General features: G+C 57.4%; 12 protein-coding genes. 4 read left to right on the top strand and 8 right to left on the bottom strand.

Annotated features, from left to right (window positions below; translation table 11 throughout):
• The first annotated feature begins 192 nt into the window (after positions 1-192).
• The 4 genes from ACR0JC_RS13215 to ACR0JC_RS13200 all read left to right on the top strand — a co-directional run bounded on the left by ACR0JC_RS13215 (position 193) and on the right by ACR0JC_RS13200 (position 4,259).
• Complete coding sequence (locus ACR0JC_RS13215) at positions 193-978, top strand: metallophosphoesterase family protein (protein ID WP_170341754.1); 786 nt, start codon at positions 193-195, stop codon at positions 976-978.
• A 1-nt stretch (position 979) separates the two neighbouring features.
• Positions 980-2,014, top strand: coding sequence for an ATP-grasp domain-containing protein (locus tag ACR0JC_RS13210; protein WP_170341752.1), 1,035 nt, complete (start codon positions 980-982; stop codon positions 2,012-2,014).
• Positions 2,011-2,898: an NAD-dependent epimerase/dehydratase family protein gene (locus ACR0JC_RS13205; protein WP_170341749.1), complete on the top strand. Its 888-nt coding sequence runs from the start codon at positions 2,011-2,013 to the stop codon at positions 2,896-2,898. Before ACR0JC_RS13210 ends, ACR0JC_RS13205 begins: the two co-directional genes overlap by 4 nt.
• A 191-nt stretch (positions 2,899-3,089) precedes the next feature.
• Positions 3,090-4,259 (top strand): O-antigen ligase family protein, encoded by a 1,170-nt coding sequence (locus ACR0JC_RS13200; protein ID WP_170341747.1) that lies wholly within the window; start codon positions 3,090-3,092, stop codon positions 4,257-4,259.
• Between the two features lie 9 nt (positions 4,260-4,268).
• Here ACR0JC_RS13200 and ACR0JC_RS13195 read toward each other — a convergent pair whose 3' ends face one another.
• The 8 genes from ACR0JC_RS13195 to ACR0JC_RS13160 form a co-directional block, all read right to left on the bottom strand.
• On the bottom strand, positions 4,269-5,642 hold the full coding sequence (locus tag ACR0JC_RS13195; RefSeq protein WP_480763967.1) for a hypothetical protein: 1,374 nt from the start codon (positions 5,640-5,642) through the stop codon (positions 4,269-4,271).
• Between the two features lie 111 nt (positions 5,643-5,753).
• Positions 5,754-6,473 carry a class I SAM-dependent methyltransferase gene (locus tag ACR0JC_RS13190; RefSeq protein ID WP_170341745.1) on the bottom strand — a complete coding sequence of 240 codons (720 nt, stop codon included), beginning with the start codon at positions 6,471-6,473 and terminating at the stop codon, positions 5,754-5,756.
• Between the two features lie 252 nt (positions 6,474-6,725).
• Positions 6,726-7,664: a UbiA family prenyltransferase gene (locus ACR0JC_RS13185; protein ID WP_170341743.1), complete on the bottom strand. Its 939-nt coding sequence runs from the start codon at positions 7,662-7,664 to the stop codon at positions 6,726-6,728.
• Positions 7,665-7,739: 75 nt separating this feature from the next.
• On the bottom strand, positions 7,740-9,170 hold the full coding sequence (locus ACR0JC_RS13180) for a hypothetical protein (protein WP_170341741.1): 1,431 nt from the start codon (positions 9,168-9,170) through the stop codon (positions 7,740-7,742).
• 143 nt (positions 9,171-9,313) lie between these two features.
• Positions 9,314-11,155 carry a GumC family protein gene (locus ACR0JC_RS13175; RefSeq protein ID WP_170341739.1) on the bottom strand — a complete coding sequence of 614 codons (1,842 nt, stop codon included), beginning with the start codon at positions 11,153-11,155 and terminating at the stop codon, positions 9,314-9,316.
• 309 nt (positions 11,156-11,464) lie between these two features.
• On the bottom strand, positions 11,465-11,905 hold the full coding sequence (locus ACR0JC_RS13170; protein ID WP_170341738.1) for a GtrA family protein: 441 nt from the start codon (positions 11,903-11,905) through the stop codon (positions 11,465-11,467).
• A 106-nt stretch (positions 11,906-12,011) separates the two neighbouring features.
• A complete protein-coding gene (locus tag ACR0JC_RS13165) occupies positions 12,012-13,427 on the bottom strand; it encodes an ArnT family glycosyltransferase (RefSeq protein WP_170341736.1) in 1,416 nt (471 codons plus the stop codon).
• Positions 13,428-13,697: 270 nt separating this feature from the next.
• Entirely contained in the window at positions 13,698-15,041 is a 1,344-nt protein-coding gene (locus tag ACR0JC_RS13160) for a hypothetical protein (RefSeq protein ID WP_170341734.1), read from the bottom strand.
• Between the last annotated feature and the right edge of the window lie 43 nt (positions 15,042-15,084).

The following is a 15,084-nucleotide window of genomic DNA, read 5'->3' as shown; positions in this document are numbered from 1 at the left end:
CGGGTTGGACAAAGGGAGTTGCGGCACGGTTCTCAGCCGGTATCATCCCAGAAAGTTTGCACCGTCGAACGGTTCGGCCGGACTGTGCATTTGATTTGTTAAAGGGTGTTTCAGAGCGCCTGTGTTGCCAGTGATTGGAACCAGGGCCGGCGCTGGATTTGGATTGCCGGACACGGTCGGCGGAGAGTGGTCATGAGTACGCTGAAGATCGCGGTACTGTCCGACATACATGGAAACGCCACGGCGTATGCGACCGCGATCCAGAAGGCCGAAGCTTTTGCGCCGGATGTCGTCGTCATGTTGGGCGATCTGCTGACATATGGTGTGCGCCCTCGGCAGGTGTTGGAACTGACCGATCAACTGATGGCTCGCCAAAACTGCGTGTTCATCCGCGGCAACCACGACCAGTTCTATTTCGATCTGGATAAAGGCAACCCGTCCTTCTACGACAACATAGCAGGATTTGTGTTGGAGTCCGTCGAGTGGACTCATGGTGAGGTCCGGGGCGACCCACCGTTGGCCGATCGATACCCCTGGGCCGACCGCCATAGCATGGGGCCGATCCTGTTTTCACATGCCAACCCTTATGATTATGGGAACTGGTCCTATGTCTCGAAACCGGATCAATGGGCACCAGCTGCAGCGGCCTTGCGACAAATGGGAAAAACGGTCGGGGTCTTTGGGCATTCGCACCGGGCCTTTGCCGTCATGATCGACGAAGCCGGAAGACCGACACCAGCGGATCAACGCAAGTGGATAAGGATTCCGAAAGGGTCAGTGCTGCTACTGAACCCCGGAGCGGTCGGGCAGGGGCGGGGCACGGGCCTGTCTTATCTGACCCTCGAGCTGGATGGCGACCGGGTGAGAATCGACATCCCGTCGATCAGCTTTGATCTGGAACAGATCCGCGCGGATATTCAGGCCACTGACCTCAGTCAGGGGACAAAGGAACGGCTTATTTCATTTATGGAGAAATGAATTGATCACGGTTTTGGTTACAGGTGCGGGTGGCGGTGTGGGCCAGGGCATCATCAAGTCGCTCAGGCTGATTTCTGATTTGCCGCTGCGTATTCTTGGAGCCGACATGTCTGCCCTATCTGCCGGCCTTTATGCCTGCGACAAAGCCTTTCTGGTCGAAGGGTGCCGCTCGCCGGGATATCTCGACTCACTGGCGCGGATATTTCAGTCAGAGTCCGTGGACTACTATTTCCCCGGAACGGATATCGAACTGGCATTGTGTGCCGAAAACCGGGATCGCATTGTGGAACATTTCGGGACAAGGGTCGTGGTCAACAGTCCAGAGACGGTGCGTATTGCCGATGACAAGGGACTGACCTCGGCTTTTTTGGCGAGTAACGGGCTGCCCTATCCGCGCACGTGGCCTATGGCCGAGGCTTTGGAAATGGATGATCTGGTCTACCCGGTTATTGCCAAACCGGCGGTCGGGTTTCGGTCCATCGGGGTCGAGCGGGTGAATTCTCGGGACGAGCTGGCCAACTACCCCGGTGATCCGGCGGCAACCATCGTACAGGAGCTGATCGGCGATGACTCGCGCGAGTTTACGTGCACGATCGTCGGGGCGAAGGGGAGCCTGTCGCCGGTTCTGGCACTGCGCCGAGTGCTTCGGTCGGGCGATACATATCGGGCCATTCCCGAGCGGAACCCGGTGATCGAAGACTATGTCACAGCTATCGCGCGCAAGCTGGACGTCGAAGGGGCCTGCAATTTTCAGCTGCGCCTTGGCGACGACGGAGTACCCAAGGTGTTCGAAATCAATGCCCGGTTCTCGGGCACTACACCGTTTTGTGCTCAACTGGGTTTCAATCCGGTCGAATGTTACCTCAAGACCGATCGCGGCCTTCCCTATGAGCCGGAAATCGCTTGGGACAGCATGGTTCTGCGGTACTGGAGCGAGCTGGTCGTTCCGCGTTCAATGACAGACACATTGGATCAGGCCGGCCAGTTGGAACCTCAGATCCCGGCCCAGTTCAGCCTCTATGGCGGGACGCCATGAAAGTTGCCCTGACAGGGGCAACCGGCCTGCTGGGTCGCCATCTTGTGGCCTGGCTAAGCCGACGTGACATTCCTGTTGCGCGGATCGACCGGTCGAACTGGGATCTGCAGGACGCGATCACCCATGTCAGGCTGGATCAACTGGCGCAAGGTGCGGATGCATTCGTGCACTGCGCGGCCCGGATTGACCTTGCCGGGCCTGCGGATGACGGCTCGGCTTGGCAGGTGCTGTTTGACAGCAATGTGCGAGCCACGTTGAATGCGGCGCGTTGGGCGGCAGATCGTGACGTGCACTTCATCTTTGTGTCCAGCGGGTCAGTTTATCGCGATCCTCATGCCCGCGGAATCGACGAAAGCGCGGAAACCGCCCCGGGGCCGCTTGGGGGTGATTACGCTACAACCAAGCGTTTGGCCGAAGCGGGGCTGGCTGAGCTTGCCCAGACTTCTGGAGCGCGAGTGACCGTGCTCAGACCTTCGGCGCTCTATGGTCATGGGCTGCCTGATGACAAGTTTCTTGTGCGGATGCTTAATGATGCGGCCGCGGGGCAAAACATCACAGTAACAGGTCCAAAGAACAGCATTGATTTCGTGCATGCGCATGACCTGAGCCGGGCGATTTTGCAATCGGCCGATGCCAAAGCTTACGGTGTATTCAATATCTCCGGCGGAGGTCCGGTTTCCTTGGCGGATTTGGCGCAGGAGGTCATGTCCGTCGCAGGTGGCCGGGATGTGATCGAAACCCGACCCGGAGACAGTCCGCCATTCACCCGCTTCGATCTGTCCTCGGACGCAGCCCGGGCAGCATTCGGCTATGCGCCGGTTGTGGACATTGCAACGGGTCTGGAAATGACGTTGAGGGGCCAATTGCTGCCGGCAGCGGCATGACCCGGTCCGGCAGCCGGGCGATGGGAGCCGGAAACATGTTTTTTGAAGGTATCTTGGGTGTTACCCTTGTATTCCGGGTACCAGTCTGCGGGCCAGGTAACCCACCGCCGTTTGGATTGTAGAATATGGTGCCAGTCAACAGTATCAGCCGGCCTAAGCCGATTTTGGAGCAGATCGAATTCGCGTGTCTGATGACTGCGTTGCTGTTCAGCACGTTCACTGCCTTTCGCCATCCGGCGGTTCTGTTCACGGCCAGCGACATGTTTCTGACGATTGCCGTGATCCTGCGGTGCAACCGCAGCCTGCCGCTGTTTCCGTTGCATTCCGCGTCCTCGGTCTGGTTCATCGGCATGCTGATGATGGTGGCGGGACTGTCGATCGGCTCTATCGCGCACGGCGATCCGGTGTCGGCCTTCGTCGTCATCGTGCAGTATTTCTTTTCGTTTGTCCTTCTGCCCCTGGCGATCCTGGGCCGCCCGTATGAAGAGGCGGTTACTCTTGCAAAGGTCGGCGTGATCTCGATTGCCTTGAACTGTCTTGTCGGGATGATCGCCTATGGCGTGGGCTATTCCGGTGGCGAATCCCGGTATTTCATGCTGGTCAGCGGCAACTACCGCGTTGCGGGGCTGGTGGATAATCCAAACGGGTTGGCTGGACTGATCGTGCTTTGGTTCCCGGTATTGTGGTATCTTGGGCTGACGGGTGCGCTAAGAAAACTGCCATTCTTGGCCCTCTTCGGGCTGCTCGCCATCACTTTGATCTACGCAAGTTCGAATTCCAGCCTTGCCGGTGCGGTCATCTGCGGTGCTCTGTTCCTGCTGCTGGTCGGAAATCAGCGCGTGCTGATGATCTGGGGAACAGCTGTGACGACGATGGCTTGGATCAGTATCCAATGGGCCGAGTTCATCTTTCCGCCGACGTTCCGCAACCGGGTATTGTCACCTCTGCTCGAGGGGGACCTGAGTCATGCGGGTACATTTGAAGACCGCGCCGATCTCATGATCGAGGCCTGGCGGTTTCTGCCGGATTACTTTCTGGTGGGTATGGGCGCGGGACAGTATCGCGAACTGAGCAGTCAAGGCATTCCCGTTCACAACCTGTACCTGTTGCTGGCCAATGAAGGGGGCATTCTGGCCTTACTGGGATTGTGCTTCGTTTTGGGGTCCGCCATCGTCTACGCCGTTATGGCCCGGCATAATGTGCCGAACAGGGTGTACGGGCGCGCGACCGTGGTGACCGTCACGCTGACCTTTGCGGCGCTGTCAATGAACTACACCCATGTTTACCAGCGCGGTATGCTGATCCCGTGGATCGTGGCATTGGGGCTGTTGGCTGCGTCCGATCGGTACCGGCGGCGCTAGCGTTACACGTCACGGGTTGCTTTGTCCCATGCCGTTCCCGTCGCCAGCCAATTCGTGGAGGAACTCCTCAAGATTGGTCCAGCCATCTTCGTCCGAATCTGCAATTGCATCCGTCGGGTCCGTGGGATTAAGGCCCCATTGCGTTTCCCATTCATCAGACATCCCGTCGACATCGCTGTCTGCATAGGGCAGGGCGCTTTCAAGCTCGGGCCAACCGCCGACCTTTTCAGGGTTCTTCTTTAGGATTTTGCCGGAACGGTCACGGACCTCCTGAACAACCCTCTGATCCACCGCGTCGCGAGACGGGCGTGTCGCTCCGGCGTTTTGCAGGACCGTTTCGAACACTGTCGAAACCGGATCGGCCTGGACCAAAGGCGGGGTGACCGGTTCATCAACGACATAAACACGATGTTCGGGGGCAAGGACCAGTTCTTCGGGAAGGTCCAGGCTGTTGCGGTTGTCTTCATCAAGGTTGTCCCGAAGATACAACCGGTAGCCGTTCTTGAAACCGTCGAACAGGTGCACCAGTAGATTGGAATCGATGCTTTCACCGGACAGCTTCAGGTTGCCAATGATATTGGCGTCCAGCTCGGTCCAGCGATTGTCCAGCGAAACGACATATTGCCAGATCGGTGAGTACATCAGGTTGTTTACGATTTCGGTCGTGGTCCCCGGGGTCTGGGGCGCGATTTGCGGGTTTCTGAACATCCCATGAGAGAACAGGTTGTGATGGATGCTGAAGTTGCCGCCCTTTGTCAGCAGCATGTTGCGGGCCCGGTTGCTTTTGCCTGGTCCGCCATGCAAGAGGGGCTCGCTGATGATGCTCCACTGAAAGGTCAGCCTTTCGGCGTTTTCTGAGTCAATCGTCTCGTCGCTGCCCCAACTGGCGGAAATGTGGTCGAAGATCACGTCACGCGCGGCTTTGGTGTAGACGCCAATGGCCCCTGAACAGCAGGACTCTACGTCGTGCGGCCCGGGCCGGAACCGAACATGGCGCACGATGACATCATGCGTCCGGATTTCCAGTGATGGGCGCAATTGACGTGGGCCGTTTCGGATCGCAATCCCGCCGCCCGGAGCGGTTTCTCCGGCGATGGTCAGAAAAGGACTGTTTGCGATCAGAGACGCCCTTTCCAGTGTAATCGTTCCGCTGACCCGAAAGATGCAGGTTCGAGGTCCTTTGGCGTCGATGCATGCACGTAGGGAGCCGGGCCCGAATTCTTCGGTTGTCGTGACATAAATCACGCGCCCGCCGCGCCCACCTTTGGCCGCGGCGCCATGCCCTTCGGCGCTGGGAAATGCTCTTTGGGAGCCATCTGGAAATTGCGCCGAAAGTGACCGGTTCGCGTTCTCGGCCAGCAGCGTACCGGGGCTGCAGCCCATCGCCAGAACAGCCGCAAATAGCGAACCATGTAATACGGCGAGCAGTCTTGGCCTTTTTGCAACGGGCATTCTAAAAACCTTGGCTGTTGTCAAAATTCTTCTGCCTTTGGTCTAGGGCGCGGTGTCCCGGGTTTGGGCTTTGGTCGCGCAGACCATCATTGAATCCCGCAGGTGCACTGGGATCACCAGGTCAGACAGCCGTGCCGGAACCTTGAAGCGCGCCCATCTGGGTAGATAACGATGCACTCTTTCAACCAGATATCCTAACGGAAAATACCAAGTTGGCCGATGAAATTCGGTTTGTTGCAAGCCAGCTTTGGCCAAGGCAAAGCGCAGTGTTTCAGGGTCGAAATAGCCGATATGCGCAACACGATAATGCCACCATTGGTCTCCCATGATACGCGCCAACAGGGACGAGCGGTCGGGCGTAACGACGACCAGTACTCCATCATCGGCCAGCAACCGCGCAGCCTGAGTGATCAAGTCCAGCGGATCCGGAACATGTTCGACCACGTCTACCAGAGTGACTAAATCGTAGGGGCCGGTCAGATCGGGATGTGGAAGAACGCCTTGGACCACTGGCAGGCCATGGTGTTTTGCGCGTGCGCAAAACCGTCGCGACGGCTCAACCCCGATCGCGTCGTAACCACAGGCGATGGCCTCCTCGACCAGAATACCGGTTCCGGCCCCCACATCCAGCAGCCGGTTCGCGCCGGCAGTGGGTCTTGGCAATCTGTTCAGCAGCACCCGCTTCTGTCGCGCTCTTTGGGGGCGCGTCATCTCATAGGCCGGGTCTTCGAGATCTTCGTAGAATTTAAGGACATCGACCATATCCGTGCATTGGCAAAAACCGCAGCGGACGCATTGGTCGATCGCGGCGGTTGTACCGTAGTCGGCATTCGAGATTTCAAAGTTCCGCGACGTCGGATCCCCGCGCAGGGTGCTTTCCTTTATCCTCCTGAGGCCGCCGGTGCCGCACAACCAGCATCGCCGGGCCGGTGCGGAAACAACATCATCTGAAGGCTGGTTCACCATGCGCGCATCACCTCCAGTCTGGCAGCAAGCCGGTCCGTTGCCCGGCACCTATGACCCGACTGGCCGGATTTCAAGCAACTGCTCAAAGAACGGAAGCTTGATCTCGAGCAGAACGAACATGACCACCACCAGCAGAATAACCTGAAAAACAAGGCCGCGTTGTTTGTACAGATTTTCGGGGGCCTGTGCGATCGAGTCCCGCGCCAGCCCGACGGCAAGATAGCGCCCGAACAACATCGCCACGAAGGGCAGAGACAGAAGAAGCTCGATTTTGTACTTGGTCAGGAAAACGCCCAGGAAAGCGGTGGACAAGATTGCGTAGACCAGCGCCGAAACCAGTAGCTTCGACTCGTCGTAGTCTTTGAAAGATGCGCGGTACCGCGCGGCAAGCGCCGGGTCGTCAATGGTACGATATTCGGCAAAGCGCTTGATCGCCATCAGATACGCGCCCCCGAACCAGTACGAGATCAACACGCTGGATGGTGCCACGATCGGCGGAACCATAATGAACCAGCCCGCAAAGAACCGGATGGGGTTGTTGATGGCCTCGCTCAGAACGTCCAAATAGGCGCGGTCCTTGGACCGGATTGGTTTGACGTTGTAGATGATCCCCATGATCAGCAGCGACAGCGCCGTCAGGAAGAACGGCGTATTGATCAGCAGCGCGAGTCCCAGACCGATGATCGCCAGACCCAGCCATTGCAACCAGACGATCCGGCCGTCGATCTCAGTCACGACCGAGGCACGCTCTTTTTTCTTCGGGTGGTGTCGGTCGAATTCACGGTCCAACCACTCGTTGATGGTATAGTTGGCCGATGCGATCAGACAGATCGAAAAGATTCCGACGGCGAGGTCGATTACTGACCGACCGGTGAACTCGGCACCCATGATGACCGCAAGAACGGCACCCGGCAGAATGAAGATGTTCTTGAACCAATGGTCGATGCGCGCAATGGACAGATAGTCTTTGAATCCGGCTTTTACCATTGCAACCACTTTCACCGACACAACAACATTTGCCGGACCCGAAAAGGCGGGAAACAGAACAATACGGGCGGCATGTCAGATTTCCAGACTGCGCCTTGCGTGCTTCTTCCGGCGATCATAAAGCTTCAAAACCACAAGGAAACTAGCACATATGACCACCGCGACGATAGGCCAAAGTGCTGCAAGATACCTTACCGACGCAATGGATAGTGTTGCAGACAGAAACAATAACGCATGCAGGCTCAGCACCCCCAAACCAGCCAGGGTCAGCATCTGACGTCCGGGCCAGTTTCGGCGCAGCCAAAGGATTGAGGCCGCCAGGATCAAGATCGAAGCCAGCCAACCTATCGCAAGCGCGGAATGGATAAGACGTGCATGCGGCGGATCAAATACATCGCGGGTGATGTAGCCGAGCGCATTGTCCATCGGGAACGGCCCATTCTGCGCGATGTAGGCGGTGATGTCGTTCGCGGTTACGGCATGGTAGAAGGGCTGCCAAAGGGCGGCATAGTGTTGTAGCGGCAACCGCAGAAACCCCGTCGGATTCGCCAGAATTCGTCTTGAACCGATTTCGGCCATGAGTTCAGTCTTTGGAATGCCAATTCGGTCGGCAATGGACTGCAACCGGTCCTTCTCGTACAGAAACATCAAACTGGCTTCGTAGCTGTGCATCAGAAAGAAGGAGACCGGTCCAAATGGCGCCCGGGAAATCGCCTCGCGTGCGCCTGCCGGACCCTCTTCTTCAAGAATAATCCAGACTTCGGTTCGTGGGTCATCGGGGGCATAGGGGCTTGGGCCTGCAGCGAACATGGCGCTTTTTGCGAATAAGACGTTCCCCAGCACGCTTTCGCGAGGTTCATCGTGGCGAAGATCGTAAGCGGCGCGGTCTGCAAGCAGCACGAAGGTGACGCCCAGAACTGCCAGAGCCAGCCCAGCCCACGGGCGCCTGCCATTGAAATAGCTCGCGCAAAGCACCACCACGATAAGGATGGGCAGAAGAGCAAAACCAACTGGACGGATCGCGATCATGACGCCGACTGTCATGCCCAAGGCTGCAAAGTGCCAGGGCTTGGGGCCGTGGATCGCTTGCACCAGACAGGCAAGATAGACGCATGTCGCGCTCTGGAACAGAGACTCGGACAGGATGCTGTAGTTGAAGTAGAACGTCATCGGGTTGATGATCAGAAGCCCAAGCAGGACGAGACCGGCACCGGAGTGGCCAGTGGCCCGGGCCAGCGTGACCGACAACAGACATGCTGCAGCCGAGAATACCCAGATCTGGCCCACAACAGCGGCGCGTAGCGGGTCCGCGAACCCGTCGAAAAGGTCCAGAAAAAAAGGATATGCAAAGCCGCGATAGGCGGCGGCCTGAACGTAGTCTGCAGAGTCGCTGGAGAATTTTACGTCAACCAAGGGAAAAGCCGTCTGAATCACCGCCTGGACCAGTGCCAGCGCGATGATTATGAGTCCCCCGTTTTCATCTGCCCTTGAAGAAGCTTTCCCCAAAACCCACTCCAAGCAAAGTCCGGTATTTCCGACCGCGCCGCACGTCGGTCAGTACCCGCGCGCAGCATTCGGTGCCCGCATGGTAGCACAGACTCGGCCACCAGACATCCCCGGTGGCCGGAACGGCGCGGTCGCCGGATTTTCTAGTAGTCGTCGTAAGTGCCGTAATACCCTTCGTACGTGGTCCAGCGGTACTTCTTGGGGTCGACGTCATTCAGAATCGTACCCAGCACATTGAAGCCGGATGACTGAAGTCGTTTTGCCGCGGCTTGCAACGCATGCTGTGGCGTTTTTCCCCAGCGCGCGACCAGCAGAACGGCGTCGGCGAGAATGTCGTTGCGGTACACTTCATCCATCACCAGTGCCGGGGGTGTGTCCACGATAATGATATCGTATTGATCCAGCAGCGTTTCTTTGAGTTGCTTGAGCTTGTTTGACGCGGCATCAGACAGCTCGTGCGTAGGGGAGGCTGCGGTGATCAGATCCAATGACCCTTTGGTTTCGGTGGTCAGAGCATGCTGCAGGGTGACACTGTCAGAATAGATTTCCGAAAGTTGCACCTCATCCATGTCCGGAATGAACGTCTTCGTTGCGCCACGACGGTGCGTGTCCAGATCAATCAGCAGAGCGTTCAGTCCGTCGACCGCCGCCGAGGTCGCCAGAACGCTGCTGACGAAGGATTTGCCCTCGTTCGGCAGGCCTGAGGTGATCAGGATCACCTTGGAATGCTGGAACTTGATACAATTGGTCAAGATGCCCCGGGCGGCTTCGGCCAGGGGCGATTTCTGGCTCTGCAACAGGTTTTCGATCGCCTTGTTCTCACCGGCGAACATTTTGCTGCGTCGCTGACGGGCGATATATCCCAGGTTGCTGAGGCCGGTCATTCGGAAGATCTGGTTTTCGCTGCGCACCGTTCTGTCCAGGCCCTCGCGCACCAGCGCGATGATGAAGCCAACGATCATTGCGAACAGGCCGGCCAGCACCGTGATCAATGACCTGCTGGGGGCATAAGGTTCAACCGGGATGCGTGCTTTGGAAACCTGAATCGTGCCGTCCTCAAGCTGGCCGATGCGAGTTTCCAGCAAGGTCAGGTTGTCGATCGTGGTTTGATAGCGGGTTCGCAGTAGTTCGACCTCGCGTTCCCGGCGCAGCAACGACAGCTCCAGACGGGTGCGGGCCTCCAGCTCCTGCTCGGATGTGACCAGCTGTTCCTGGAGGGCCAGAATTTCGTCTTCTGGCAGGTTGCGTTCGATGCCGATGCGCAGCTGGGCCTTGCGCCGCTCCACCTCGGCCCGCAGCCGGGTCACGACCTGTTCGTCATCCAGATTGTCCTCGCGGATGAACTCGGCCAAATTCGATTCCGCCTGGGTCAATTCTTCGCCGAGGATACCGACCCGGCGTTTGAGATTGTCGATCGATGTCATCAAGCGATTGACGCGTGCATCGCGTTCGTTCGCGATATAGACGGCAATGACGGTATTTGGCAGGGCTGCAGCCAGCACCGGCGATGTGGATCGGCCTTCGATGCTGATGGCGAGGCTTTCTCCCGCGCGGGAGACGGAATAAGAGGCCAGAACCTTGTCGGTGACCGCAGCGCGGTGAATCTCTTCATCCGCCTCGCTGTCCGCGCCGGGCGCGCGGCGCACAAAGCTGGGGTCGTCGAACAGACCCAGGCGGTCTGCCACCTGCTCGGCAAAGTCGCGAGACCGCAGTCGGGCCAACTCGGTTTCCACGCTCGACCGGTTCAGTTCATAGGTTTCCAGCTGTCCGGTCGACTCGCTGAATCGTGTTTCCGTGAGAGCCAAAACCATCTGTGCGTCCGACCGATACTGGTCGGGGATGGTCGACATGTAGAAGGCTGTTGCCGAGACCGCACCGACGACCAACAGAAAGATGACCAGAAGGTTCCGGCGCAGTAGCAACCAGATATTGATGAAATCGTTGGTTTCATGCTGGTTGGCAATTACGTCGTCACCGGATTGCACGAGTGTTCTCCATTTTTTTCGGACCGTGAATACGGCTTAAAATCGGCGTCAGAATCGAACTGTTATTTATCATATTGTTTTACCTGTACTTTGATCGGCTCGATAGATTTATCTAGCCATATCAGGCCAAAAGGCCGTCCCTGTGCGTTTGGCGGGCAAAAAAAGCGATGCAAATCCGAGAGCAGAGAGTTTTTGGCCATTCTGGCGTCGGGCGAAGAGCTGCCTTTTCGAGGTCTTAAAATCGTGAACAAATCGCTTGGTTGTCGGCGTTGTTTCCGAATACGACACAGTGGGTTTGGTCCGGCATACCTACCTTCGGGCGTCCTGCGCCCGGGCTTCCGGTGGTTCAGCAGCAGGCTCGCGAAAGGTGATTTTCCAGTTCAGGGTAAAATTCAGAAGGAATATGCACCCGGTCACGAACGCCTGAATGATCAAGTAGTGGAAAGGCAACAACGCAAAGAGAAGAGAGAACAGCGCCACGTTTATCGCCGACGTCGTCGCCGTGACCAAAATGAACCTCTGCAGGGCACTGCGATGTGGAACGCTGGACCGAAACACCCATAGTCTTTGGATGCAGTAATTGAATGTGGCCCCCATCAGGAACCCGATTGCCGAAGCGATCGTTTCGTAGATGCCCAAGACCTCGACCGAGAACGCCATCGCCGAGAAATGGATGACGACGGCCGTGCACCCGGTCACGAAATAGCGACCGACCAGAACCGAGACGTGTTTGAGGTCTTCAAACTTCATCAATCAATCCTTCAGGGCGTGAATGCAGAGCCACCCGATTGAATATCATCGATCCTATCATTGTTCGGCCCCGAGTGTTGGAACAAGCTTCATGACATACGATCCTTCATTCGGTCGGTTTGAAACTGGCGGGAGATCCATAGATCCGCCCGTCGGCCTCCTCATAGAGTAGGGTCAGATCAGCTTCGCGGATCAGCCGTTCCTCATCGACCAGATAGAACCGCCAGTCGATCTCGTTCAGGATGGCGACAACCGCGTTTTGGTCGGCCACGCGTTTGCGGACCTCCTGAATTTCTTTTTCTGGCGACGTACCAGGGTCCGGCCTGCCGGTTCTGCGCTCGAACAACTCAGGGGACTTGAGCGCATCCACACCCTTGACCAGCCGAATGACATCATAGCCGTTTGAGTAAACCACGACACCGTCCCGCAGATTGTCCAGATGCGCCAAAGTCGGAGAGTTCTTCCAGACCGGTGAGGCATAGAAATTCCCCTCCGTCATGTGGGTGCGGGTCATCGCTGCCGTACGTACGGCATAGGTTCCGGTCAACGCCAGCGCAAGTATGAGAGCTGCGGGACGCAGCCGGTTCATCATATCCGTTCCGGGCTGACCGCCAACGAGAGCAAACCCCAGAACCAGAGTCGAAATGAACACTGGCAACAGGTACCTGGCATGGATGGTCAGATTGGCCTCGATAAACAGGGCCAGAACAAGGAAAGGAACGTAGACCAGCAAAAAGAACGAGATCGGACGCGCAACTGGCAGACCGGGAAGGTCATCAGGGTTGGTCTGAACCTTCAAAGCTGTGCCGATCAGAGCAATGACGAATCCCAAAACCACAACCAAAGCGGTCAACGTGACAATCGACGGCAGAGAGCTTGGCAGCACGTAGGCTGATAGCGTGGTCAGTGCCGCGCGGAAGGTCTCGGTGTCGGGATCCCCAAGGAACGCTGCTTGACGCCCGATGCCGGTCCCGCCGGAGGTTTGATTGTACAGGTACCACCCGATGATGATTGCGGATGCGATCAGGCCGAACACAATCGCCGAAACCAGTCGACGGCGCAGATCACCGTGCCCATAAACAAGGATTGTCAGCGAGCAGGCCGCGATCAGTGGGACCAATGCGAACCGGGTCAGCACGCACAGGGCGGCCAGACAGCTTGCCAACACAAAGGCGGACAGGCTGTCGCCGCGCAGGTAACGGGACATGAAGAAATAGGTGCCCAGCAAGCAGTTTGTCGTGAGCGGTTCCGACAGGATCGTGACATGCGCGTACATGAACTGGGGACTCAGGGTCATGATCAGTGCTGCCAGAAAGATCATCCGTGGCCGAACCTTGCAGTCGTTCAGGATCAAGAACATCAAAGCGATGTTCAGGATCAGGCTGAGGATATTCAGTACGGTGGCCGCAAGCACGGGCTGGACACCCATTCCGGCCAGCAGATCAATCAGCGCGGTATAGGTTGGCGCCTGTTGAAACCGGTCAGGGGACAGCCCCAGATAGGCCATAGAATCCGGACGCATTCCGATTCCGTGCCAGGTGCCGGCGGCAAAAAGCCCGGCTGCACAGGCAACGAGGAAAAAGAAAAATACCTTCAGTTCGGTGGACTGCCGCATGAATTCAACCCAAAAACACTTTTACAACCAACAGCGTGAAACATTGCCGAATGTCGCAAGTAACCGTTTTCGAATTCGGCGTATCCATAATTTTTCACCGGCGGAGACGATGACCCAGAACGCTAAGTAGGGTCACTTTTGTTGTCAAGTTTACCCACAGCCGCCGCTCGGACCGGCCTAGTTTCGACCTCCGTGCGGACAGCATTGCGCCGGATCGAATGAAGCTGGATCCGCAAGAGGCGATACATTCACATACAGGCTGAGCGCCACAATTCCACTCAACAGCAAGCCAAGACCCGGCTTTTCCCTCAGCAGAATGACCGAACCCAGGATTATGGCCGTGGTCCAGTGAGAGCTGTAAAGCAACACTTCGAGTGGGTTGAAAAACAGGTAGAACACAAAGAACGTGCCCACCAACGTCCACACTGCCAGCACGAGCGGGGCGCGGCCAGGTGTTCTGGTGCCGGAAACAATTGCCCATCCGATCAGGATTGTCGCCAGAATTGTCAGGGTCAAACGGCTTGGATCGCGGAGAATCTCCCATAGCCGATCCAGCAAAAAGCGGCACTGAACGGTTTCGGCCGGCGCGACCCAGGAAAACAGGAAGAAGCCGGCGGCATAGTCTTTGATGATTTCCGGATTGGTGAAGTTCGCAGCGTCCGCGTACCGGCCAACCATCTCGGTCGGTTCCATGAAAGGATCACCGTCCAGAACGATGCCAAGAAAAACGACCGGAGCCATCATGCAGATTACGGCAATCACCGACGGAACCACCAGTCCGAACGTCAATTTCCGCCCGACACCTCCGCTGAGAGAAGCCCATGCAAATCCAGCATAAACCAGAGAGAATGCAGCCGCCGGCAAATGGGACCATCCGGCCAGCACACCGCAAGCCAGGCCAGCGATCACGCTGGTAAGGGCCGGGTACTTGGCGCAGTGTCTGGCCATCTCGGCCATGATCAACAATGACATGGCGATCGCCCAGAGTGAGACGCTGTAGGTCTCGACAACGCTGAGCGTGGTGACGGTTCCGAAGGTCAGGAGAACAGCAAGCGTCGCCAGAATGGAAACGGAGAGCGACAGGTGTTGGCGCAGCAGGAATAGTGCAATCGTGACAGACGACATGGCAGCCCAGAATGCGAGGCTGATCGAAATCGCGACAGGCTGCCGGATGCCCAGCCCAGTCAACGGCTCGGCGATGGCGGCATTCAGCATCACCACCAGCGGGTGGCGCGCAAGGTGGAAAGCCAGGTAGTGCCCCTGAAACAAGCCATGCGAGTAACGGCCAGGGTCCGAGGCAAGGATGCAGTCGTCGTTGTAGAACGGTTTGCCCGGTGGTGCGGGCATGTCCAGAAACTGCCGCGCGAATTCCAGCCGGAAATAGAAAAAAGCAAAGACCACGCCAAACAGAAGCAGTAGCGCGAGGCCCACCTGCCGTCTCATTGCAGGGGGTTGTAGAGACCGAAATTCGGACCGGATATCGCGCCAAAGGCCCGAGCAGGATGCAATCAGTTCAGTCATGAACAGACTTAGGCACGTCGGTACGGCGCGTGACAAACGAGAC

Source organism: Ruegeria sp. CH5 (assembly GCF_056537025.1).
The sequence above is the reverse complement of the archived record's forward strand: the minus strand, read 5'-3'. Positions and strand labels throughout refer to the sequence as shown.